The organism is Mesorhizobium sp. M0621, assembly GCF_040320745.1.
In the GTDB taxonomy this organism is placed as follows: Bacteria; Pseudomonadota; Alphaproteobacteria; order Rhizobiales; family Rhizobiaceae; genus Mesorhizobium.
On record NZ_JAMYQF010000057.1, the window covers coordinates 22,177 to 43,616 of the forward strand.

At 57.9% G+C, this 21,440-nt stretch carries 14 protein-coding genes and 11 pseudogenes; 10 read left to right on the plus strand and 15 right to left on the minus strand.

What is annotated here, in order from left to right:
- Window positions 1-114 precede the first annotated feature (114 nt).
- A pseudogene (locus NKI38_RS33570) lies at window positions 115-303 on the minus strand (ABC transporter permease); the annotation flags it as partial.
- A 385-nt stretch (window positions 304-688) separates the two neighbouring features.
- Between NKI38_RS33570 and NKI38_RS27865 the strand changes: the two are divergent.
- Complete coding sequence (locus tag NKI38_RS27865; RefSeq protein WP_352663379.1) at window positions 689-1,438, plus strand: GntR family transcriptional regulator; 750 nt, start codon at window positions 689-691, stop codon at window positions 1,436-1,438.
- A 56-nt stretch (window positions 1,439-1,494) separates the two neighbouring features.
- Here the strand turns inward: NKI38_RS27865 and NKI38_RS27870 are convergent.
- Window positions 1,495-1,728, minus strand: a pseudogene (locus NKI38_RS27870) (helix-turn-helix domain-containing protein); the annotation flags it as partial.
- A gap of 325 nt (window positions 1,729-2,053) precedes the next feature.
- Between NKI38_RS27870 and NKI38_RS27875 the strand changes: the two are divergent.
- Both NKI38_RS27875 and NKI38_RS33575 read left to right on the plus strand, forming a co-directional pair.
- Window positions 2,054-2,519: pseudogene (locus NKI38_RS27875) on the plus strand (transposase); the annotation flags it as partial.
- The gene (locus NKI38_RS33575; protein ID WP_502899399.1) at window positions 2,482-2,736 is read left to right on the plus strand and encodes an integrase core domain-containing protein; all 255 of its coding nucleotides are present in this window, start codon (window positions 2,482-2,484) and stop codon (window positions 2,734-2,736) included. The pseudogene NKI38_RS27875 and the gene NKI38_RS33575, both read left to right, overlap by 38 nt.
- A 394-nt stretch (window positions 2,737-3,130) precedes the next feature.
- Here NKI38_RS33575 and NKI38_RS27885 read toward each other — a convergent pair whose 3' ends face one another.
- The 7 genes from NKI38_RS27885 to NKI38_RS27915 form a co-directional block, all read right to left on the minus strand.
- Window positions 3,131-3,904, minus strand: coding sequence for an NAD(P)H-dependent oxidoreductase (locus NKI38_RS27885; RefSeq protein ID WP_352663381.1), 774 nt, complete (start codon window positions 3,902-3,904; stop codon window positions 3,131-3,133).
- Between the two features lie 223 nt (window positions 3,905-4,127).
- Window positions 4,128-4,589 carry a GNAT family N-acetyltransferase gene (locus NKI38_RS27890; protein ID WP_352663383.1) on the minus strand — a complete coding sequence of 154 codons (462 nt, stop codon included), beginning with the start codon at window positions 4,587-4,589 and terminating at the stop codon, window positions 4,128-4,130.
- Window positions 4,590-4,733: 144 nt separating this feature from the next.
- On the minus strand, window positions 4,734-5,825 hold the full coding sequence (locus tag NKI38_RS27895; protein WP_352663385.1) for an ABC transporter ATP-binding protein: 1,092 nt from the start codon (window positions 5,823-5,825) through the stop codon (window positions 4,734-4,736).
- A gap of 4 nt (window positions 5,826-5,829) precedes the next feature.
- The gene (locus NKI38_RS27900) at window positions 5,830-6,657 is read right to left on the minus strand and encodes an ABC transporter permease (RefSeq protein WP_352663387.1); all 828 of its coding nucleotides are present in this window, start codon (window positions 6,655-6,657) and stop codon (window positions 5,830-5,832) included.
- Between the two features lie 2 nt (window positions 6,658-6,659).
- Window positions 6,660-7,508 (minus strand): ABC transporter permease, encoded by an 849-nt coding sequence (locus NKI38_RS27905; protein ID WP_352663388.1) that lies wholly within the window; start codon window positions 7,506-7,508, stop codon window positions 6,660-6,662.
- A 39-nt stretch (window positions 7,509-7,547) separates the two neighbouring features.
- The gene (locus NKI38_RS27910) at window positions 7,548-8,633 is read right to left on the minus strand and encodes an ABC transporter substrate-binding protein (protein WP_352663390.1); all 1,086 of its coding nucleotides are present in this window, start codon (window positions 8,631-8,633) and stop codon (window positions 7,548-7,550) included.
- 77 nt (window positions 8,634-8,710) lie between these two features.
- Window positions 8,711-9,418, minus strand: a complete 708-nt coding sequence (locus tag NKI38_RS27915) for an aspartate/glutamate racemase family protein (RefSeq protein WP_352663392.1) — start codon at window positions 9,416-9,418, stop codon at window positions 8,711-8,713.
- Window positions 9,419-10,210: 792 nt separating this feature from the next.
- Here NKI38_RS27915 and NKI38_RS27920 point away from each other — a divergent pair.
- The 4 genes and pseudogenes from NKI38_RS27920 to NKI38_RS27935 all read left to right on the plus strand — a co-directional run.
- A pseudogene (locus tag NKI38_RS27920) lies at window positions 10,211-10,354 on the plus strand (8-amino-7-oxononanoate synthase); the annotation flags it as partial.
- Between the two features lie 47 nt (window positions 10,355-10,401).
- Window positions 10,402-10,482: pseudogene (locus NKI38_RS27925) on the plus strand (dethiobiotin synthase); the annotation flags it as partial.
- A 496-nt stretch (window positions 10,483-10,978) separates the two neighbouring features.
- A complete protein-coding gene (locus NKI38_RS27930; protein WP_352663394.1) occupies window positions 10,979-11,650 on the plus strand; it encodes an aspartate/glutamate racemase family protein in 672 nt (223 codons plus the stop codon).
- Window positions 11,651-11,858: 208 nt separating this feature from the next.
- A pseudogene (locus NKI38_RS27935) lies at window positions 11,859-12,064 on the plus strand (IS1595 family transposase); the annotation flags it as partial.
- Window positions 12,065-12,284: 220 nt separating this feature from the next.
- Here NKI38_RS27935 and NKI38_RS27940 read toward each other — a convergent pair.
- A pseudogene (locus NKI38_RS27940) lies at window positions 12,285-13,412 on the minus strand (IS1380 family transposase); the annotation flags it as partial.
- Window positions 13,413-13,563: 151 nt separating this feature from the next.
- A pseudogene (tnpC, locus tag NKI38_RS27945) lies at window positions 13,564-14,831 on the minus strand (IS66 family transposase); the annotation flags it as partial.
- Between the two features lie 44 nt (window positions 14,832-14,875).
- On the opposite strand from tnpC, the pseudogene NKI38_RS27950 reads away from it, so the two are divergent.
- Window positions 14,876-16,192: pseudogene (locus NKI38_RS27950) on the plus strand (IS3 family transposase).
- Between the two features lie 27 nt (window positions 16,193-16,219).
- Here the strand turns inward: NKI38_RS27950 and NKI38_RS27955 are convergent.
- From NKI38_RS27955 to NKI38_RS27965, 3 genes and pseudogenes are all read right to left on the minus strand, one after another.
- Window positions 16,220-16,590: pseudogene (locus tag NKI38_RS27955) on the minus strand (transposase domain-containing protein); the annotation flags it as partial.
- A gap of 76 nt (window positions 16,591-16,666) precedes the next feature.
- Window positions 16,667-17,011 (minus strand): IS66 family insertion sequence element accessory protein TnpB, encoded by a 345-nt coding sequence (tnpB, locus tag NKI38_RS27960; protein WP_352663396.1) that lies wholly within the window; start codon window positions 17,009-17,011, stop codon window positions 16,667-16,669.
- Window positions 17,008-17,394: a transposase gene (locus tag NKI38_RS27965; RefSeq protein ID WP_352663398.1), complete on the minus strand. Its 387-nt coding sequence runs from the start codon at window positions 17,392-17,394 to the stop codon at window positions 17,008-17,010. Before NKI38_RS27965 ends, tnpB begins: the two co-directional genes overlap by 4 nt.
- 44 nt (window positions 17,395-17,438) lie before the next feature.
- Here NKI38_RS27965 and NKI38_RS27970 point away from each other — a divergent pair, with 44 nt between their 5' ends.
- A complete protein-coding gene (locus NKI38_RS27970; protein WP_352663402.1) occupies window positions 17,439-18,500 on the plus strand; it encodes an IS110 family RNA-guided transposase in 1,062 nt (353 codons plus the stop codon).
- Window positions 18,501-18,989: 489 nt separating this feature from the next.
- On the opposite strand, the pseudogene NKI38_RS27975 reads toward NKI38_RS27970, so the two are convergent.
- Window positions 18,990-19,208 (minus strand): annotated as a pseudogene (locus tag NKI38_RS27975) (transposase); the annotation flags it as partial.
- Between the two features lie 204 nt (window positions 19,209-19,412).
- On the opposite strand from NKI38_RS27975, the gene NKI38_RS27980 reads away from it, so the two are divergent.
- Window positions 19,413-20,264: a recombinase family protein gene (locus NKI38_RS27980; protein ID WP_352663400.1), complete on the plus strand. Its 852-nt coding sequence runs from the start codon at window positions 19,413-19,415 to the stop codon at window positions 20,262-20,264.
- Window positions 20,265-21,440 lie beyond the last annotated feature (1,176 nt).

Genomic DNA, 21,440 nt, shown 5'->3' on the forward strand with positions numbered 1-21,440 from the left:
AGAAATCGGTATTGGCTTTTAAATCTCAGCCCACAGGGCAGGCCGAAGCCGCCCCAGGGGAAATTTCCTGCACAAAGGCGATACCGCCGCCGATGACATTGCTTGTTGGGCTCCGCTCAGCGAACCCTTTGGGGACCGATTACACCGCACCCATCGAGTCGAGAAAGTCGCGCACCCGAGAAAATTGAGGCCGAGTACCGTCACCATGATGGCGGGACGTGGAAATACGTCGATCCACCAAGCTGTTTGCAGGTAGCTGCGACCATCCTCGCACCAACTCGGGATATGCGGATCGACACCAAGGACCGACGTCCCCGAACCCGATCCCCCAAAATGGCCAGCGTCTTGCCGCGATGCACTTCAAAGCTGAGAGATTGGGCGGCTGGGAGGGGGCCGTTCTCGTTCTGGATTTCCACGGCCGGTGACTTAACCGACAGAAGCGTCTCGCCTGCAGTGTGCAATCTGGTTCCGTTGTTCACTTGGCGCACCTGTTTAGGATCTCGGCGAGACGGCAGTGGGATTGATACCTGATTCCGAGGAAGCGACTCTCTGTCACCCCGATAATAAAATACACTGTGTATCATATTAATTTTGTATCATAATGATTTTCATGTCAAGGGCTTCGTGGAGCGTTCGAAAGGGCGTGTTCGTTGCGGATTGACGTTCGTTTAAACTAAGAGGAGTGACGATGACTGGCAGTGAGGAAGGATCGAAGCCCGGCACACGGGGAAAGCCGAAAGGGCGCGGCAGCCAGCTGATATTTGACGCGCTACGCGAGCAGATTCTCAGCTTGGAGATCGCACCTGGAGCCGATATCGACGAACTCGCCCTGGTCGCCCGCTACGGGGTGTCCCGGACGCCGGTTCGAGAGGCATTGATCAAACTCGCTTCGGAAGGGCTGGTTCTGATCGTCCCGAATCGGGGAGCACGCGTGGCACCGCTCGAAATCTCTAATGTACCGGCGCTCCTCGAAGCGTTGGAGCTCTGCGAACGTGCCGTCAACCGATTTAGCGCTCTGCGCCACCGGCCGGAAGATATGCTGTCGATCGAAAACCATTGCAAGCTATTCGAGGACGCGTCGATCGGGATGAATTACAATCACATGGCCGAAGAAAACCGGAACTTCCACGAAGTCATCGCCCGCTCCTGTGACAACTGCTATATTGAGGAGCAGTACAAGAGCTTGACGACCATGACCATGCGGCTGGCCCGGATGGCCTTCACGACCGCTGCGCGCGATCCCGGTAGTGGCGGCTATTATGACACCGTCCGGCATCATCATAGAGGCATGGTCGAGGCGATCCGGCGTCGTGATGCCGACCATGCGGACGAACTCGCCAAGGAGCACGCGAAGCTCTTTCGGGGACGCCTGCTGAAGTTCCTTGAGAGGAATGACGCCGATGCTCTCGACCTAGGCTCAGGATCTGTAATTTGCTGATTTGTACTTCGGCGTTTCATGGTCGGACGCCTCTCCTGGGTTGGCGAATAATGCTCCCGGTAAGCGCGGGCGAAATGGGCATTGTTGGAAAAGCCGGGCGCCAGCGCCACCTCAGGGACTGAAAGCGTGGTCTGACGCAGAAGATCGACCGCTTTTGTCAGTCGCAATTCCCGGTAGAATTGCATGACGGACTGATCGAGCCGCGTCTTGCACAGCCGTTCCAGCTGCCGCTCGCCTATGCCCGACAGTGTGGCGAGTTTGGGGTAGACACATGGGATTGGCGGTGTGATCTTCCATCAAGGCGATCATGGCGATAAGTGCTGGATGGTGTACGTCACATTTCGACGTTAATGCAGGCGCTGAGGGTCTTCAGCCGGGCGCAGACTGGTGTGGATAAACCACTCGCTCACTGGATCAGGCTACGTGGCAGTTCGTGCCGCTTGGCGAGACCATGCAGCGTCGAACTCGATGCCGTGCGTGCGATAAGTCACCATGGGCTTCCATCCTTCGAAAGCCCGGCTTCCAAGTCAATTCTGCTTGTTCATCTGACCTGCCACGGGTAATTTCCTCCATCTGAGATTAGAGTCCGGCCTCGATTGAAGGACGGACGGACTGATGAAGAGAAAGCGGTTTACGGAAGAGCAGATCATCGCGGTTCTGCGTGAGCACGAAGCGGGGGCAAAGGCGGGCGACCTGGCGCGCAAGCATGGGATCTCCGAGGCGACGCTGTATAACTGGAAGGCGAAGTATGGCGGGATGGACGTCTGCGATGCCAAACGGCTGAAAGCCTTGGAAGACGAGAACGCGAAGCTGAAGAAGCTGCTCGCCGACCAGATGCTGGAAGCGTCGGCGCTGCGCGAGCTTCTGTCAAAAAATGGTAGGGCCCGCCGCCAAGCGCGAAGCCGTCGCGCATCTGCAGGCCACGATGGCCCTGTCGGAGCGGCGGGCCTGTTCCTTTGTGGGCGCCGATCGCAAGATGGTCCGCTACCGGTCTCGGCGCCCACCGGAGACGGAGTTGCGCACACGGTTGCGCGACCTGGCCAATGAGCGCCGGCGCTTCGGCTATCGGCGGCTGTTCATCGGGAAAGCCAACGGACAACGCTTACATCGAAGCCTTCAACGGCCGCTTCAGGGCGGAATGTTTGAACGCCCACTGGTTCCTGACGCTTGCCGACGCGGCCGAAAAGTTGGAGGATTGGCGCAGATACTACAACGAGGTGCGCCCACATGGCGCAATCGGGCACAAGGTTCCGATCTCGTTGATCAATCCCGATGGCGCCGTCAGCCCGCCATCGTGAAACAGCCGGAAAACTCCACCTTCCGGCGGTCCAAAGAATGGTATCGGATCAAAACCCGCCGAGGCTCTAACTGCAGCCGGATGAAAATTCAGTGGCAGGTCAGAGGGACTGGCCGGCGCGACGCCGGACAGAGGCGAGGTGCACAATGTCCCACGGAACGAAATCCCGAGGCGAGAGAGACCGGCACGACGATGCGCCTACAGCGCGTCAGATTCATCAGCCCTTCGCATCGCGAATTTCATCGAGGCCAGCGGTCTTAGATCGCGCTAAAAGGCCGGACATATGACCGCACCTATCCCGCTGGATGAAATGTCTGAAAGCGCTTGCCCGCGTGGCCTATGCGTTTCGGCGAACACATTCGCAATTGATAGGGTGTAAAGCATTGCGTGACACCTCAACGCCGATCACGGCGGGCTAAGTGCTGGATAAAGGGACTGAAACTGGTCGCGTCTGGCCTTAACCGCCCTTGGTTGTCCCAATCTTGCGATCCGTTGAATTGAATTGGCTCAAGGCTCTCAAGTTCATCTATGTGCGTCTTTAGAGCTTCCAATCGGAGCGACAAATCTCCAAGCTGTGGGTCGGCTTGCGAAGAGTCACTTATCACGCCCAAGCTTCGATGTGGCGGTAATACCTTGAAGCCCACGTACGAGAGGCTGAAGTGGATGGGCCACAGAATCAGGTCCAGGTTTCCTGCTCGCCCATCTGGCCCAAAGGCGGGCGCTGGCGCACCAGTCGTGACGGAAAGGAATGCACGCTTCCCGCGAAACCGTCCCTTGTCACAATAGCGCATTTTGCTCGTATAAACCTCTCCCCACACGAAGACGCGGTCGATCCAACCCTTCAGTAACGCCGGCATCGCCCACCACCACAATGGAAACTGAAAAACAACCAAGTCTGCCCTATCGAGCTGATCGATGGCACGCCTGACCTCTAGAGGCAAAGTGCCCAAGTCTGAAGCGTGACCTTGTTCGGATAAGGCGCTAAAAAAAGTCTCGTTTAACCGTTTGGCGTAGTGGTGCTCGCCTTCAAGCGGGTCAAATGCTTCTCGATAGAGATCCACCAGTTCTACACTGTTACCATTGCACTCAAGTGTTTCCTGGGCGCACCGAGCCAATTGAGCATTTAACGAGTTCGTCTCCGGATGTGCCAACAAAATCAGCGTGTGCATTTGTACCACCAAGAGTTTACTATCTTCTCCCTTGACCGGCAACATAACTAACTCGGGTCTGCTGTCTCGCGAGACGTGCCTCGATCCCAGTTACTGCTCACTTTAACGGGGCGACGTCGGCGAGATTCGATCGGGATTATCACGTCTGGTTGCTCATACAACGGCTCAGGTTCACTCTCGGCGAGGAAGCCTTGTCAAAACCAAGCGATGACCGTAACGACAATTAGCCTACAGACAGGCTCCATCGACTCCATTGCATATTTGGGACTGCACCGAGGGAATGGTAAAAAGCAATTCCCCCTTCGTTGGACAAGAGTGTATGCCATTGGATATCGCTGCAGCCTCTTTCACGGGCAAATTCCATCAATACCCCGAACATTGCTCTCCCAAGACCTGAACGCCGTGTCTCGGGTCGGAGATAAATGCAATCGAGATAGAGGTGGGGTTTCACCGACCATGTGTATAGCCTGATTGCGGCTGTCATGTATCCTGTGAGAGCGTCCGAAGAACCATCTCCTTTATCACAAACCCAGCCAAATAACTGGGCAGGTGTACCAAAGAACGCAGTCTTCCATTGATCGCTCAGATCCGGATCAGCAATCGTGCGATCTTCCAAAGCAGCGTGTTCATCGCAAAGCGTTCTCAATTGTGGAAGATCCGTAGGACGAACCAATCTGACTTTCACAGTATCTCCCGTTCTGTTACTAAAGTGTCCCTGCGTGAAACGCCCGGAAGCCTGCCTTCCCGCCCTGCATCTTGCAGGAGGAAATCACACCGCGCAACTTTTGGGAATCCCGTTTATGGTATGTGACCTGGACTTCGCCAATGTTCAGCTGGGGAACACGAGAACATCGGATGCTGCAAAGCATAGCCGCACGGGTTGTCCTGGCACGACGGTGGGAACCCTACCGACATTCTTTCGGATGATCTGCAACCGGGTCTCACCCGGTAGGTCGACGACCACATGCACATCGGCCCCCAAAGGCGCCACGTCGACTATGACACCCTCTAGGAGATTCTGGTGTGATTCATCACTCACAACACTTTGTGCGACGTCCATGAGTTCAATATGTTCTGGTCTGAGGCATAGATCGGCACTTCCTCGCCTGTCTGTCGGCGCTGATCTCGTCCAAATCTCCATTCCATTGGAAGCAACATAGGAGCTACAGCCGCCACTTAATCGACCAACGCTAGCTGCGTAAAACCAATTCGATCTGCCAACGAATTCAGCTACAAACTTATCTGCGGGCGTTTTGTAGATTTCTATCGGAGAGCCGCGCTGAATCACCTTTCCCGCATGCATGACAACGACTTCGTCGCCGAGGCTAAGAGCCTCCTCCTGATCGTGCGTGACGACAATAGTGGTCGCTCCTACTGATCTGAGAATTTCCTTAAGCTCGATACGCAACTCCAGGCGAAGCTTGGCATCAAGTGCGGATAGAGGCTCGTCCAGCAGGACGATTTGGGGGTCAGTTGCCAGCGCCCGGGCAAGCGCTACGCGCTGCTGTTGTCCACCGCTTAGCTGGCCAGGATATCTGGCCTCCATACCGACCATGCGTACAAGTGATAGCATCTGCTGGACTCGAGTAGGTATCATCGGCTTCGGTGTTCCGCGGTACCGCAGTCCGTAGGCGACATTCTGCTCCACCGTCATGTGTGGGAAAAGTGCGTAATCCTGGAACAGAAGCCCAACATTGCGTTCGTAGGGCTTCAGATGGTCAACGTTTTCGCCTGCGATTGCCACAGTGCCGCTGTTCGGCGCCGTAAACCCGGCTATCATACGTAGCGTGGTCGATTTCCCGCACCCACTCGGCCCCAAGAGAGAAAGAATCTTTCCTTGTTCTATTTCCAAGCAGACGCCATCAACAGCCACAAATTGACCGTATTTCTTGGTGACGTCTTTCAATTCAAGAACATTCATTGAGTCAAGCCCTATAGATGCCATGGCCGATAACCCGCTCGAGACCAAACAAGCGATCGAGCACAATCAAAATGACGACAGTTAGCCCCATCAGAAAGACGGCGGCCGCAGCGAGAGTGAGATCGAAGTTCGACCTCATAAGACCTACGAGAGCGACGGGAAGCGGATACGTATTGAAGTCGCTCAGGAAGAGGCTGATCGTTAAATCGTCCATGGAGAATGCGAAGGCAAAGATCGCACCAGCGGCGATACTATTCTTAGCGAGCGGCAAGGTTATCGTGAAGAACGCTTGGCGTTCATGGGCGCCAAGGCTCAATGCAGCTTCACGCAGCGTGGCACTTATGCCAGTCAGCCCAATCAGTGTCATTCTGATCGTAAAGGGAATTGTGATGATAAGGTGGCCAGCGAGCATTTTAAGAAATGTCGGCAGCACGTTCACTGCCGAAAATGCCACCAGCAATGCAAACCCAATGATAACTCCTGGCAGCACTAGAGGCGATAGGAAGGCCGTCGTGATAGGATCCCGCCATTGCGCAGACATTCGACTGATCGCCAGCGCGGCCAAGGCGCCAATCGTGGTCGCGACGGCGGTCGCCGCGGTCGCCAGCAACAGGCTCGTGTGGAGTCCCGACCAGAGATAGCCATTTTGGACGAACTTAGTGTACCATTTTATCGACAGACTTGGGGGGGGGAATTGACCAAGATAGTCACGCGAGTCAAATGACATGATCACGGTCATCATCACTGGGAGCAGCAAAAACACTGCCGTCACCGCGATTACTGCCTTTAGGAGTACCCCAAGACCGGCGTCTGCGTTTCGCTTGCTGAGCATTCTTATGTCCTATCAAAGAACGTTGCAATTTTAGAGATAATAAAAATCGTTAGAAGCGATAGTATCATCATGATAATCGATATTGCAGCCCCGCTGGGATAGTTCGATACTTCACTGAAGCGACTGTAGATAATGTTTGAAATAAACTGCACCCTCCCTCGCCCCAGGATCCAAGGTATGGCGAAAGCGCTTACGCCAAATGTCATTGAAACCAAAAATGCAGACACGATTCCCTTAATGCACAACGGGATAGTTACTGAAAGATGTGACTCTATTGCCGATGCGCCAAGAGACTGCGCCGCTTCAGTCAAGCGAGGATTGAGATTCAGTATCGCGCCTATCATGATCAGGATCGATATCGGGATTGCATAGTGGAGCAATCCGACGATGATGATGATGTTAATATATGCACTGCCATTCATGTTGACGCCAAAAAAGGACGTGAACGGGGCGAGTATCCCGACAGAACCAAACGTCAATTCAATCGCATAGATCCGAACCAATGCGCTCAAGAACATTAGCCCGATGAGAGCTGAGATCCAGACCTTCCGCGCACTCGCAGATGCATTCTTCGCAATATAATAGGCGACCGGAAACGCTATGATGATAGCGATCACGGACGCGAAGAAAGCCAAGACGTAGGTTTGGCCAAAGTACCTCGCATAGACCGGGCCGAAGAATTCCGTATAATTCTTAATGGTAAGCGGAGCTCCCGCCACGGCCCCGATACGGCCTGGCGTGAATGTGCGAAAGCTCTCCGCAATGACTGTCAATAGCGGCAGCAGAAGGAAGAGAAGAAATACTGCTGCCGCCGGAAGCAGCAGCAGTAACTGGGATTTAGAATGTCTCATTTTGACCTCTGGCCGGAGCGCTTGCTGCCCGGCTTTCCGCTAGAGTAGAGGCTGAATTTCTTGCTCCCAGCGCTTCATCCAAGAATCTGACTGTTCGGAGACATACGACCAATCCGGAACGTAGGCGTACTTATTCATTTCCTCGTTGTTGAATAGGAACTGTTTGGCCACGTCAGGGACCGCCGCCTTGACACTGGCAGGTATAGTTCCCACAAGTTGATTGTATTCGGCGGTGATATCCGGGCTAATGAGAAAGTTCACCAACTTGAACGCGGCGTCAGTATTGCCACCTTTCAGCACACACCAGCCTTCCTGCAGGTAGAACGTTCTGAATCCTGTTGTTGTTGGGTCCATTCTGTTCAGCAATCGCATTTTGAAGTTACGATTCAACTCTGTATAGGTGTTGTTTGAATTGAACGTTATACTGGTTTCTCCGGAGCTAATGGAATTAGATACGTCAATATCTGCGTTTGCGATTCGACCAATGTTGCCGCTTCGAGCCAACTCCTTCATGAAGTTCCATGCCGGCTCCATATTCTTCTCGTCGCCTCCTTTGGCAAGCGCCAACGAGACCATCTGGACGTTCTGATTCAGTGTGGGGATAGGAAAGCAGATCTTGCCCTTCAGACGGGGGTCTAAAAGGTCGTCAAGCTTAGCAATTTCGAAGGGAGTGGTATCTTCCCGATAGAACCACGAAAGGCCGGTAACCGTACGTGGGATATTTATGATGTTTCCGGCGCCATCCTTGACGAGCAACTTTTCTGGAATATCGGCGAGGTTCGGAACCTTTTCCAAGGTAACCGGCTCCGCCCAGCCCTCACGGGCGACTGTTTGCCACGATACATCCCATCCCGTGAGAAGATCTATGCCGGGGTTTGGCCACATAGCCTTGATCTTCGGCAGAATGGCGGCGGAACCACCTGTATGCAGTATCCAATTGACATTAATGTCCGATTGTTTGGCGACAACTGTCTTCATCGCTTCGAAGTAGTTTCCGCCCCATTCAACCACGGTGATCGTCTCGGCAGCTCGCGCCCCGGCTAGTCGCGCGAGGGAGAGACCAACACCAGCTGCTCCAACCGTAGCTGCACTCTTTAGAAGATTTCGGCGTGATACTGTGAACATGATCATTCTCCCCATTGTTAGTTTTCCGGCAAGCTATGCTCTAGGCTCGACCGCGTATTTTGACGCGCTCACCTACCTCAGGCGACGGACGCCAAGGTCATTCGGCAGAGGGTCGTAATGTCGTAGACAGGTAGGCCCGTCATTCGGTGAACCGCCGGCGCCGTCAACGGCATTGCCGTGCACTCGAAAAGAAACGCCTTAATATCTGGATGTGAACCGAGGAGTCGCTCGCTGCATTCCAAGACATCTTTTTCTATATCCGCCATATCCGTCGGCGGCGGTGGTCGCATATTCTCATTTCGCACGAGTACGCTATCTTCAATCCCTCCGATGACCACCCTGGCCCGTGCAAAGGGATCGGCGATCCCGAGCATATCTTCGCTCAAGTGCTTCGGCTGGGCGACCAGAACGGCGAGCTTAGCGGCGGCCGGCAATTGGCCGAGTAGCGCCGGCAGAAGCAGCAGGCTCGAAGACACCACGGGGACATTCACGGCCGCCGCCACGGCGGCTTGGTGTCGGATAAAGTAGCCACAGTTGGCGCTTATTGCCACCGCGCCTCGCTCGACTAGGCGCTTCGCTGCGGCCACGCAGGCTGACTCCAGCTCGGGCGCGCCAGGGACAACGAGGTCAACCCATGCACCCACAACCGTTTCCGAAATGACGGGAAAATCGTAGGTGGCCGAACTCATCAAGGAGCCGCGTGGTGGCGCTGACGGCATGGCGTCCGCGGCCTTCCCGCGTTCCAGATTGAGAATTCCTAGAGAGCGTTCGGGTTGCGGCGCCATTCAGGACTCCGTTCGCGTTGGTATGTTGTCACTTCCGAAAGTTTATTACGTCGTTACGCCGAGATCCGGCGAAAGCCAGCTGATCGACCGGCCAGCCTTTAGGTTGCCTAGGTCGCGCTAATTAAGCGATCGAAGTAGACAGCAGTCGGCTGCGGACGTCCAATTCAGTTTGCAGATTGGTGTCTTCTGGCGACGAGATGACGGCATGAGAGGTGGGCACCGCAGAGATCCCCGACCCTATGCCGCCGGATCATCGGGTGGCGGATGACCGGACGGCGCATACCAGCTTCGTGCCCTACGCGCTGGAACAGGCACTACAAAAACGACGGCCGTCCATCGGGCCAGCATCGTGCCTCATCGGACAGAGGTTCTCATAGATCAGCATTCGATACCAAGCATGTGGGCGAGGTGGGCATCGATCCCTCCGTCGGCAGGGTGGGCACTCCTACGATAATACCCTCGCCAAAACGATCAACGGCCTCCATAAGCCGAGGTGATCCCTCGACGTGGGCCGGCGTTCATTCGAGAAGGTAGAGTTCGCGAAGCTGGAATGGGTGCTCGTTCCACTTGGCCTCAAGTGCTTTGACATGCGGCCACAGGGCCATTGCCTTCTCAATAGCGTTTGTGCCTACTCCAATAAATCCTGAAGCGGCTCCGGATCTCCTTTAACGGTGATGCGCGCTCATATCAGCCCGAATTCGCCGCGAGTGAGCAACTCTCCACTTGGCTCCCGGAACAGGCTGCATCGGGGCATACCCCCGTTGGAGACAGGCAATGGTAGCAGGCCGCTAATTGGCAGAACGCCGCGGCGTGACGCCGAGCGGATCGCAGATCCAACCATTTGTCATCGGCGACGTCAGTCGCACCATGGCGGTCCCGGAGGCGCTCCAGGCGCGCAGCTTCGACATGCTCGGCTCGTCCGTGCCCGAGGGCACGTAGCGCCTGCGCATTTCGCTCGTCGAGGTGTTAGCCTCGGCAAGCGCATCGTCATCACCGCTACAGACTCCGGGATTGGCAAGACGGTGTTTGCGGCAGAGCTCGCTGGGCTGCTCGACGGCTTCTATGGAAACGGCGAAGTTGATGAGGCACGGAAGGTTGCGAATGAGATCGTGAAAATGATCTGGGACTACCGATGTATCCCGATCGCTTCTTCTTAGCGAACCGAACCGGGCCGACCAGTACCTACAGCAGCCGCAAACCTGACTACCATGAGTCGCCAACCTCGTGAACACACGAGGGAGCGATCATTAAGTGAACTCGACACCAAGTTCCTCGCGCCGTTCGGCAGTAGATGAGCTTGCATCCTGGGCCAACCCCCACCGACACGTGTATTGTTTACCTCAGGCATGCGCGTTTCCTTCAATGGCGATGCAGCGGCCCGGCACTATCTATATCGGACGCAGATGGAATCCATCTATACTCGATAATTGGCAGGCTCGGCGGATAGGACTAATTATTTAGTAAGGCATCGATGTCTGTCGAAAATCGAGGCCTCGAATCCACCTTAAGAAAGGCTCCTCTATGACAACTCACCCACAAAGAGCCCTCGGAATAATAGGGTTGGACCTCGGGCTGGCGCCAAGTGAAATTTCGCCATGGAGTACGCAGCGGGGATCGGTTTTTAATCCGAAAACCTTCGACTTCCCAATAATCATTGAGACGGCGATCGGAGCTTGGGCGGAGAAGGTCATCCCCGGCGATCCCGCTCTCGACACAGCCTACATTGCAGCTGCCCGGCGATTAGTCGATCGCGGAGCCGTCGCAATAACCGGGGACTGCGGCTACACTATGCGCCATCAAGCGGCGGTGGCTGCGTCGGTTGCTGTACCCGTGGCGATGTCCAGTTTGCTGCTGGCGCCAACATTGCTCCGCCAACTTCCACCAGCTGCCAAACTCGCCGTCGTGGCCGCTCAGGTAAGGTATTTGAGCGAAGATCTGCTTGGGATCGATGATCCGGCCGAACGTGCGAGGATCATCATCGGCGGCATCGACGGCAGCAAGTTGGTACAGAATGAGAACATGCGACCTCCAGCACACACTGACGTCACTGACATTGAGAAAGACGTTGCTGCGTGCGTCGCGGAACTCCGCTCGGCGCATCCGGAAATTGGCGCAGTGCTGTTTGAATGTACATTATTCCCGATGGTCACGCCAGCAATCCGCCGTATTACAGGACTGCCCATTTATGACACCGAAACGCTTTATCGGATGACGTTCGCAGCCGTCGCCTAACCGCTAGTGAGGCTATCCTAATCTAAATCGTCAGGTCATGTGTGAGCTTAACGAGAAGGGCCTAGAGCACGTCCGCTGAACGCGGAGTCGGAATTTTGGGACGAGCACATCTCGGTGTGATCCCCTGACTTTGCATCAGGAGGTACGGATGGCACCAGCATTGAGCGAGGACCTTTGCTGCCGGGTTCTGGCGGCGTCGGCAGGCGGGATGTCTGAAACGATGCCGGCAGCGCTTTCCAACATTCGAAAAGTCGGAGACATAATCGTGGCGTTCGAGGATGAGCAGCACTGCCAGGCGTTGCCCGGAAGGGCTTGGTGCGGCCGGGGGCAGAACCTGCCCGGCCTGTGGTTACAAACCACTTGATCGCGATAGCGGCCGCGATATGGGCAAGGCGTCGTGCACGGCCAGGTCTCTCTACCAAAGCGCCAGCGATTGCTGGTGAAGTGACGAACGCCCATTTACCCCGTTTGATGCACAGCGATCGGCTTTCGGCGGCCTGACGGGTCATCTGGTTAGCGTTGCGGTGCCTTTTGACGAGCTTCATCGGCGCCGGGATTGATCCGTCGTGATGGCAGGCGGGGGTTTGCGGGTTGCGGTCGGCGGGTTCGTTTCGAGGCGTCAGCGCCCCGTCGGCTACGTCACGAGCCGCGGGATGCGGTCGAGCACGATGCGCAGGATGCGCTGGTCGGGGCAGGATGTCGGCAGATGCAAGCGGATCTGGGTCTTCATCTCGACCACCCGCGCGGCGATCTTGATGAGGCGCAGACGCAGCGTGTCGAATTGGGCGACGGCAAAGCTGGAACGCTTCGGCATTGCGGCGCGCAGGCCCCACATCAGCCAGTAGGCACCGGCATGCAGGAACAACCGGAACTGGTTGGCCGTCGCTCTGGCGCAGGATGTGCGATCGGCGGCGAGATGCGTCTTCCATGACTTGATGTGGTTCTCGGCCGCTCCGCGCCAGCAGTAAAGGTCCGCGTAGAGCGCCTTGGCCTTGCCACCGGCCAGATTGATGACGATGAAGCGGGTGTCAGTACCTTGGGCACTGACCTCGACGCGGGCGATGATGCGCTCGACGCGGCTCCAGCTGGCGGCGCCGTCAAAGAACTCCTTGAAGCGGCGGACCTTGTTCGTTTTCGCCGACACCTCGAAGCGCGCCAGCGTGCTGGCTTCCAGATCCGCGACATGCTTGCGCAGCGTCGTGGTGGGCGCCAGCCCGAGGATGAAGTCGACATCATTGGCGCGGCACCAGTCGATGACCGGTGGACTGCAATAATGGCCGTCGGCTCGGATCAGGATCCGTGTGTTCGGCCAGTTGCTCCGGATCGCCCGCACCAGGCGGCGCAGGTGGGGGCGGATCTCAGCGCCGCTCGGTCGCTTGGCCGGCCGAAGAACCGCACCGACGAACCGGCCGTCGCCATCGAACACCACGATCGGCTGGAAGCCGTATTCGTCGTAATGGGCGTTGAACAGGCGCAATTGCTGGCCGTCATGCACGGCATCAAAGGTGTCGTCAATGTCGAGCACGATCCGCTTCGGCACCTGCCGGAAAGAGGCGCAATAGAGGTCGACCATCGCCCGCCCCATGGCGACCAGCTCCCGCACGCCGGGCAGGTTCTCTAGCCGGCACAGCGTCGATTGGGAGGCCAGATCCCGGTCCGACGGCAGCGCATCCTGGGCCATCTTGAAGACCGGATCGGAGCGCAGCCGGTTAGCGTCGTTGCCGTCCTCGTAGCCGGCGGCGATCATCTTCATGCGAAAGATCGGGTATTCGGCTTGAGCCTCATCTTTTGGCGGTGATGCCATCAAGGTGCTGCGCTTCGAGCTGATGATAAACGTGGTCGGTTCCTGGAACAGCCACAAGCCATCAGGAAGGAGAAGCGCAGCATGAAACATTATGTAGGATTGTAAGCGGTCAGCCGATAACGTCAGGCCTAAAGTTCCAAGGCATGAGCATTTCGATTTCGGTTGCCGGCCAGCCTTGAGCGATGCGGGTCAAGGTCTGCGAGAGCCAGTCGAGCGGATCGACGCTGTTCATTTTGCAGGTTTGCAGCAAGGTGGCTACCGTCGCCCAAGTTCGTCCACCGCGGTGGCTGCCGGCGAATAGACCTTTCGCGTGATCGTCTGGGGCCTGATTGCACGCTCGACGATATTGGAGTCGATCTCGATGCGACCGTCCATCAGAAAGCGTTCCAGCGCCTCCCGCCGGGTGAGCGCGTAGCGGATCGCCTCAGCGGTCTTGGATTTTCCGGAGACCTTGCCCAGTTCCGCTTCCCATAGATCGAAGAGGCTCGCGACAATGGCCACGGACTTTTCCTGACGGAGCGCGGCGCGGCTTCCGGCATCCTTGCCGCGAACCTCGTCCTCGACCTTCCACAATTCGGTCATGGCGATGATCGTTACCGTCGCGGCCTGTGAGACCCCGCTGATGTGCAGGTCGTAGAATTTGCGCCGCAGGTGAGCCCAGCACCCGGCGAGCCGGATTGTTTCATTGCTGCCGGTTTTGGCCCGTGCGGTGACCAGGTTGGTATAGGCCGAGTAGCCGTCAACCTGCAGGATGCCGCTGAATCCAGCGAGATGACGCGCCACGCAATCCGCGCCTCGGCTGTCTTCAAAACGATAGGCAACCATTGGCGGACTGGTTCCGCCATAGGGTCGATCATCCCGTGCGTAGGCCCATAGCCAGGCTTTCGTGGTTTTCCCGGAACCGGGGGCAAGGGTGGGCAAGGTCGTCTCGTCGGCGAAGACCCTTTCGCCCTCCTTGACGCACTCAAGGATGTAATCGGCGAGCATCTGCAACTCGAAGCCCAGGTGCCCCATCCACTGCGCCATCAGCGATCGGCTGAGCTCGACACCGTCACGCAGATAAATCGCCTCCTGCCGGTAAAGCGGGAGGCCGTCGGCGTATTTCGACACGGCGATGTAGGCGAGCAGCCGCTCCGTCGGCAGGCCGCTTTCAACGATGTGCGCCGGCGCCAGAGCCTGGACCACGCCGTCACGGCCCCGGAAAGCGTATTTGGGACGGCGCGTGACGATGACCCGGAACTTCGGCGGCACGACGTCCAGTCGCTCGGAGCGGTCCTCGCCGATCAGAACCTTTTCCAGCCCCTCGCAGTCGCCCGGGATTTCCGGCTCGACGACCTCCTCGATGCGTTCGAGGTGGGCAGCAAAGCCCTTGCGCGGTGAACTGACCCCCGAAAGTTGGACATTAACCTTCGGGGGTTTTCATGTCCAAACACAGCGAGAGTTTGAAGCGCACTGTTGTTGATCGTTATTTGAGTGGTGAAGAGAGCTATGCGAGCGCCGGTGCAGCCGACGGCGTAGATGCTGCGACGGTACGCAAATGGGTTGCGAGCTATCAAGCGCACGGGGTTGCCGGCCTCGCTCGCAAGCTCAGCCACTATGACGGCGAGTTCAAGCTGTCGGTTCTGCACCGGATGTGGGAGGATGGACTGTCCTGCCGACAGACGGCCGCGCTGTTCAATATCCGCAACGCCGGCTGCCTTCCGGACTGGGAGAGGCGCTACGAAGCCGGTGGGATAGAGGCGCTCGCGCCGCGCCGCAGAGGAAGGCCGCGATCGATGTCAGACCCGCCGTCGCCTGGCGAGCCGCCCGTAGCGCAGAGTGATGAGACCAAGAGCCGCGAAGAGCTGCTTGCGGAACTGAACCATCTGCGCGTGGAGAACGCCTACCTAAAAAAACTGGAGGCCTTAACGCAGGGACACGCGCCCAAAAAGCGCAAGCTGTCCAAGCGTTAAGGCTGCTCTATCCGCTCGATGGTCTGCTCAAACTGGCAGGGCTTTCCCGCAGCACGTTCTACTATCGACAGAAGGCGTCCCGCGTCGACCGCCATGCTGGTCTCAAGGAGAAGATCAGAGCCGTCTTCGACAGCCACAAGGGCCGCTACGGTTATCGCCGGGTGGCTGCTGCACTGCGCCGGCTCGGTCATGTCGTCAATCACAAGGCGGTGCAGTGTCGGATGGTGGAGATGGGATTGAAGTCGAAGGACGGCTCCCGATCTCATTCAACGCCAGTTCAACGCTGACAGCGCCAACCATAAATGGGTGACCGATGTGACGGAGTTCAACCTGGCGGGCGACAAACTCTATCTCTCACCGGTCATGGACCTTTATAATGGCGAGATCATCGCCTTCGAGACCGCAAGGCGACCACTCTTCAAGCTGGTGGAAAATATGCTCGCCAGAGCGCTGGACCGGCTCGACCAAACCCAACGGCCCATCCTACACTCCGATCAGGGATGGCAGTATCAGACGCCTGCCCACCAGCGCAGGCTCCAGGCACGAGGCATTGCCCAGAGCATGTCACGCAAAGGCAATTGCCTCGACAACGCACCTATCGAGAGCTTCTTCGCAACACTCAAATCCGAGCTCTTCTACCCCAATACCTTCGAGAACGTTCAGAGCCTCAAGGCCAGCATCGAGGATTACATCCACTACTACAATCATGATCGCATCAAACTGAAACTGAAAGGGCTGAGCCCTGTGCAATACAGAACCCAGCCCTTAAATCTGCCGCCACCTTAAACCGTCCAACTTTAAGGGGTCAGTTCACGGACGCGGGGCGCGCTTCGGCTTGTTGCCGACCGCGCGGTCGAGTTCGCTCCGGATTTCCGAAAGCCGGTCTCGACCTCTTCGAAGGCAAAGGAGGCCTGCTCGTCGTCGATGGCCAGGCGTAGCCGCTCGGAACGCGTGCCATGTTGCGTGCGCTGTAAAACTTTCAGGATCGACGTGAGATTGGCGATCCGCTCGTTGGCGCTTTTCTCGACAGCTTTCAGCCGGGCGACCTCCGCCTCAGATGCTGCGATCCGAACTTCGGCGACTGTGATCCGGGCCTCGCTTGCAGCCTGCTCGCGAGCCATGGAAAGGATCATCGCCTTCAGCGCATCAACGTCGTCGGGAAGGGCAAGACCCGGTAGAACCATGGCAAGCAACAGAGCACAAAAACAGCCGCTTTCCCAACCGTTCCAGCCGCATGATTCATCTTGCCGCAGGCCGGTTTCAGCCCGTCGATAACGGCCGCCTGACCCTGGCCGGACGGATCTTTTTCCAGTCCAGTCCGGCCAGAAGCGCCATCAACTGGGCGTGGTCGAGACGCATGCGCGCGGCCGATATCGCAGACCAGCAGAAGCTGTGATCTTCCAGAGTCTTCGAATAAAGACAAACCCCGCTGCCGTCCCACCACACGATGAGAACCCGGTCCGCACGCTTCGAACGGAATACGTGAAGCGCCCCCGAGAACGGGTCCAGGCCGCCATCCCTGACCAGCGCCATCAAAGATGCCGCGCCCTTGCGGAAGTCGACCGGCTGGCACGACACGTAAACCACCACACCGGAAGCGATCATGCCTTGCGAACCGCGCGGATGATCCTCGCCAGGCGATCGGGATCAACATCGCCGCCGGCGCGCACCACGGCATCGCCAATGATGATTTCCACCATGTCACTGCCCATCGCTTCAAAGCGCGTGAACTTCGCCGGCTTGGTCGCTCCCTCCGTCAGTGGCGCAACCATGCCCGACGAAAGCGCCTTGCGGCGCCACGCATAGAGCTGCGAGGGGTCCAGCCCCTCGGAACGCGCAACCGCCGACACACTACCCCCTGGCGAGAACGCTTCGGCGACAACCCGTGCCTTCTCTTCGTCCGACCGATGGCGCGGCTTGCGTCGGGACGGCACAGGCTCCGCCGTCAAAATCTCGAATGTTCGATGATGGCTCATACTGTCGCTCACGGGATTCTCCGCATGATTCATGCTGAAAATGAGCGATCAACCGCCTGCACGCTAGGTGGGGATGCCTACGCGCTTACATAGGATTGGACGTCTCGGTAAAAGAAACCGCAATTTGCATCGTCGACGAAACAGGCACGGTGTGCCGCGAGATGAAGGTGCCGAGCCATCCCGAGGATCTTGCGCGGGTGCTGAAGGATCCCGCCTGGCGGTTGGAACGCGTCGGGCTCGAGGCCGGACCGCTGTCGCAATGGCTGTTCAGCGGTCTGGCCGACGCCGGCCTGCCAGTGATCTGCATCGAGACCCGGCACGTCAAGGCGTTCCTGAAGGCGCAGCCAAACAAGACCGACCGCAATGATGCGCGCGGGATCGCGCAGATGATGCGGGTCAATCTGTTCCGCCCGGTGCATGTCAAGACCCTGACGAGCCAGAAGCGTCGGGCGCTGCTGACGGCGCGTAAGCTCTTAAAGGAAAAGGCGATTGCCATCGAGAACGACATCCGCCGGCTGTTGCGCAATTTCGGCCTCAAGGTTGGCAAGGTCGGCGCGGTCAAGTTTGAGGAGCGGATCCGCGAACTCACCGACGGTATGCCCGATCTGGCTGAGATCGTTGAACTGCTGCTCGACGCGCGCCGCAAGCTGCGCCGGAATTTTGCCGCCCTTCACCGAAAGGTTCTGGCGATCGTCCGGGATGATCAGGTCTGCCGCCGGCTGATGTCGATCCCCGGTGTCGGCCCGGTCGTGTCGCTGGCCTATACCGCGACGATCGATATCCCGGCCCGCTTCCGCAGCTCGAAGGCGGTCGGGCCGATTTTGGGCCTGACGCCGGCGCTCCATGAATCGGGAGAAAGCCGCCGGGTGGGCGGAATCTCATTATGCGGCGACGCCATGATGCGCACGCTGCTCTACGAGGCTGCGCAGACCCTGCTGAAGCGGGTGACGAAATGGTCCTGGCTGAAGGCCTGGGCGATGGGCGTCGCCAGAAGGCGCGGTGAACAGAAGGCCATCGTCGCGCTCGCCCGCCGGCTGGCGGTGATCATGCATCGCGTCTGGAGCGACGGCACACAGTTCCGCTGGACCAGGACGGAAATCATGCCGGTCGCCGGCTGACCGCATCCCGACCGTCGTTAGCATGCCGCCGTGCTCGTGCCCGTCAAGGGCAAGTCGCTCTCGCGATGGCCCTGTGGGCCCACCCTTGAGGATCACTGCGCGCGGCGGCCAGCGCGAAACCAAGGTCGGGACGAGAAGATGGTCGCCAATCGGCCGAACAAAGAGATAAGGGAATGAACCAGGATCGAATTTGATAAGCATCGCACCCCGATAGACGGGGACGACATCCGTTCCACCTGCACGTGGAAAGCTGTCCTTCGCGGGACGAGGATGAGGTGAGTTCGCTGATCGGCTTAGCTCGATTGCCCCCCATCAACGGGGCGATCAAGGCGCGCGAAAGATTGTTCCACCTCATCCTTCTGAATCCCCATCAAGGGTAGGGCCAGAGCGCCGATCCCGGAGAGAAGCAAGACCCCGCGAAAGACGGGTCCAATGCCGGCGAAGCGGAAAAGATCTAGAAGGGCGCTTGACTTCAAACCGCCGAATAGAGAAGCCGATCATGTCCGCCAGGCTGTGGACGACCTGGTCCGCGCAGCGCGGATCGTCGATGCAACGCGCCAGACGGTCGGCCACACCCAGCCGCTTTTCCACTTCGGCCAGAGCCAGAACACCACTGTTGGATGACAGCATGCCGCCGTCGAAACGGGCGACCACGGACTTGCCGCCCACTGATGACAAACCGCTCAGCGGCAGCGTAAGATCGTTCATGGCGGGTGTGGTCTCCGGGAAATGATTCGGATCGGCTTAAGCAACCAAATCCTACGTCATTTCAACGGCTTGCACTACATCCGCCAACCCACCATGAATTTTCCGGGTTAAGTGTGTCGCGTTTTCGAATTCAGAGTGAACTAACCCGGAAATTCATGACGGGTTGATCTGGTTGCAGGCCTTGCTGGGTCTCGCGCCGCAGAATTGAATTCTATATTCTCGATCAAGAAGATCGCAGCCAAGCGTCCGAAGTGGAAATCAACTCGCAACTGGACACTTCTGACGCCGCTGCCACTTTACCGATTTCATCCCCGTTACGGGGAAGCGGCTGCTGTTGCCGGACGCAATCGCCATGGTAACGAGATCGCTCTGATAACCCGCCAGCCTGACGGCACGTTGGTGCAGTTGCCAATCTGGATAACGGAAGATCGGGCGGAAGCGATGATGTTGACGGAGCGTCCCCGTCTGCCACTGACGTATCTGCGTGAACTTCGTCTGGAGCTCGATGCCCGTCTAAGCTTGCTGCGCGAAGATTCCCGTCGCGAAGGAGGAGACAAGCATGAAGCATCGTCAATCCTGTTACCGCCAATTGGATCTCTTCGTGCGCAAGCCCCCACCGGTGCCGACTGGCCGCTCGGGTTCCGGCGTCATTCGTCCGGGCTTCGAGAAGCTGCTGTCAGCGGAGGCAGTGTCGGTGCTGTGTGCGCAATCGAAGTGTCGCGCTTGGCGCGCAACGGACGCGACTGGCACACGCTGATCGAATTTTGCGGCCTGGTTGGCGCGGTAATCGGCCATGAGGATGGCATCTACGAACCCCGCCATCCAAACGATCGGTTTTTGCTGGGCATGAAAGAGACAATGAGCGAGTTCGAACTGTCGCTCCTGCGGGGCCGTTCGAAGGAAGCCCTGAAGCAGAAGGCGCTCCGGGGGAGCTCTTCTTCGCGGTTGCCGTCGCCATGTGAAAATGGGCCTGACAAGCTCGAAAAGGATCCCGGTTTTCACCCGCTTTGCCGAAATGCAAAGCATCCGTCAGGTGTTCTTATCGCTTCGCAGTGACCAAATCGCGCTTCCGTACATCAACCCCAGGATCTCGGGATAGCAGCAGGTGCTGTAGCAAGCGAATCGTGCGCGGCTGACGCAAAGATCGCTCAGATTTGGTAGTCTTGCTTGTTGATCATCACGAAGGCTATTTGTCCTGGGCTGACTTTGAAAGGAACCAACGGCTGATCGCGGACAATGCCAACGGCAAATGATGGTGCGCGGCCCGGTGCGCAGGGGCGAGGCTTTGCTCGCCGGTCTCGTGATGTCTCCCGCCGGGACGTTGGTTGCGGCGACCTCGTTCAAACGGCTGACAGCAGTTCATCTGCATCTCGTTGGAAACGTTGAGGCGCCCGACCCGAGGATCATCATGAGGCACTCGACCTCGGAAAGGACCACCCGGCGATGGCAGTGCGAGATCCGGATTGACAACCACCCGCAATTGAAGGGCCGTTTGACAGTGGATGGATGACAAAGCACGGATCATCGCGGAGACGCTGGAGCCGAACGCAATCATCTCTGAAGTCGCCAGTATGGCCTCAGGCCGCGGCAGGTCTTCGCCTGGCGCCGCGAAGCCCGCAAACAGGCCGCTTCGGTGCAGCAAGATCTCTTGCCTTCGTGCCGGCGGTTGTGGCGGCGTCGGAACCTGTAGCCAGGCATCCATCGAAGCAGCGGAAACGGAAATGCTCCACCACGTTGGCCACGGCCGGCAGGAGGGGCAGGGTGAAGGCTGCCCCCGTCTTTGGCCGGACGAACGACAGTGTGCCGGCTTCCCAATCGATGTTCGGGCCAGGCTATCTCGCACAGGATCTCGCCTGCCGGCTCTTCCTCTTTCGGAGCAACACGGGACGCCGAATGGGTGGCGTGTGGCATGCGCGATTACGCGCTCCTGTTGATGATGAGCACCTACGGCCTTGGAGCGGGTGAAGCTATCCGCTTGCAGTTCGACGAAATCAGCCGTGAGAGGACCTAGGCCACGCTTGCGCCACAGGTCGATCTGCTAGAGGCGGTCCCGCGCGGCGTTGAAGCCGTTCCCCTTCGTTTTCGGTCGTGATATGCGGGATGCGCGAGCGGTCGATCTCGATTCGCGCGCGGGCTACTAGCAGGCTGTTGAAAAAGGCGCTCGCTGCAAGGCTCTGACCGTGATTCATTGGCTCCGAAGGGATTTGGAGGTGACGAGTGCGCGGCGGCGAT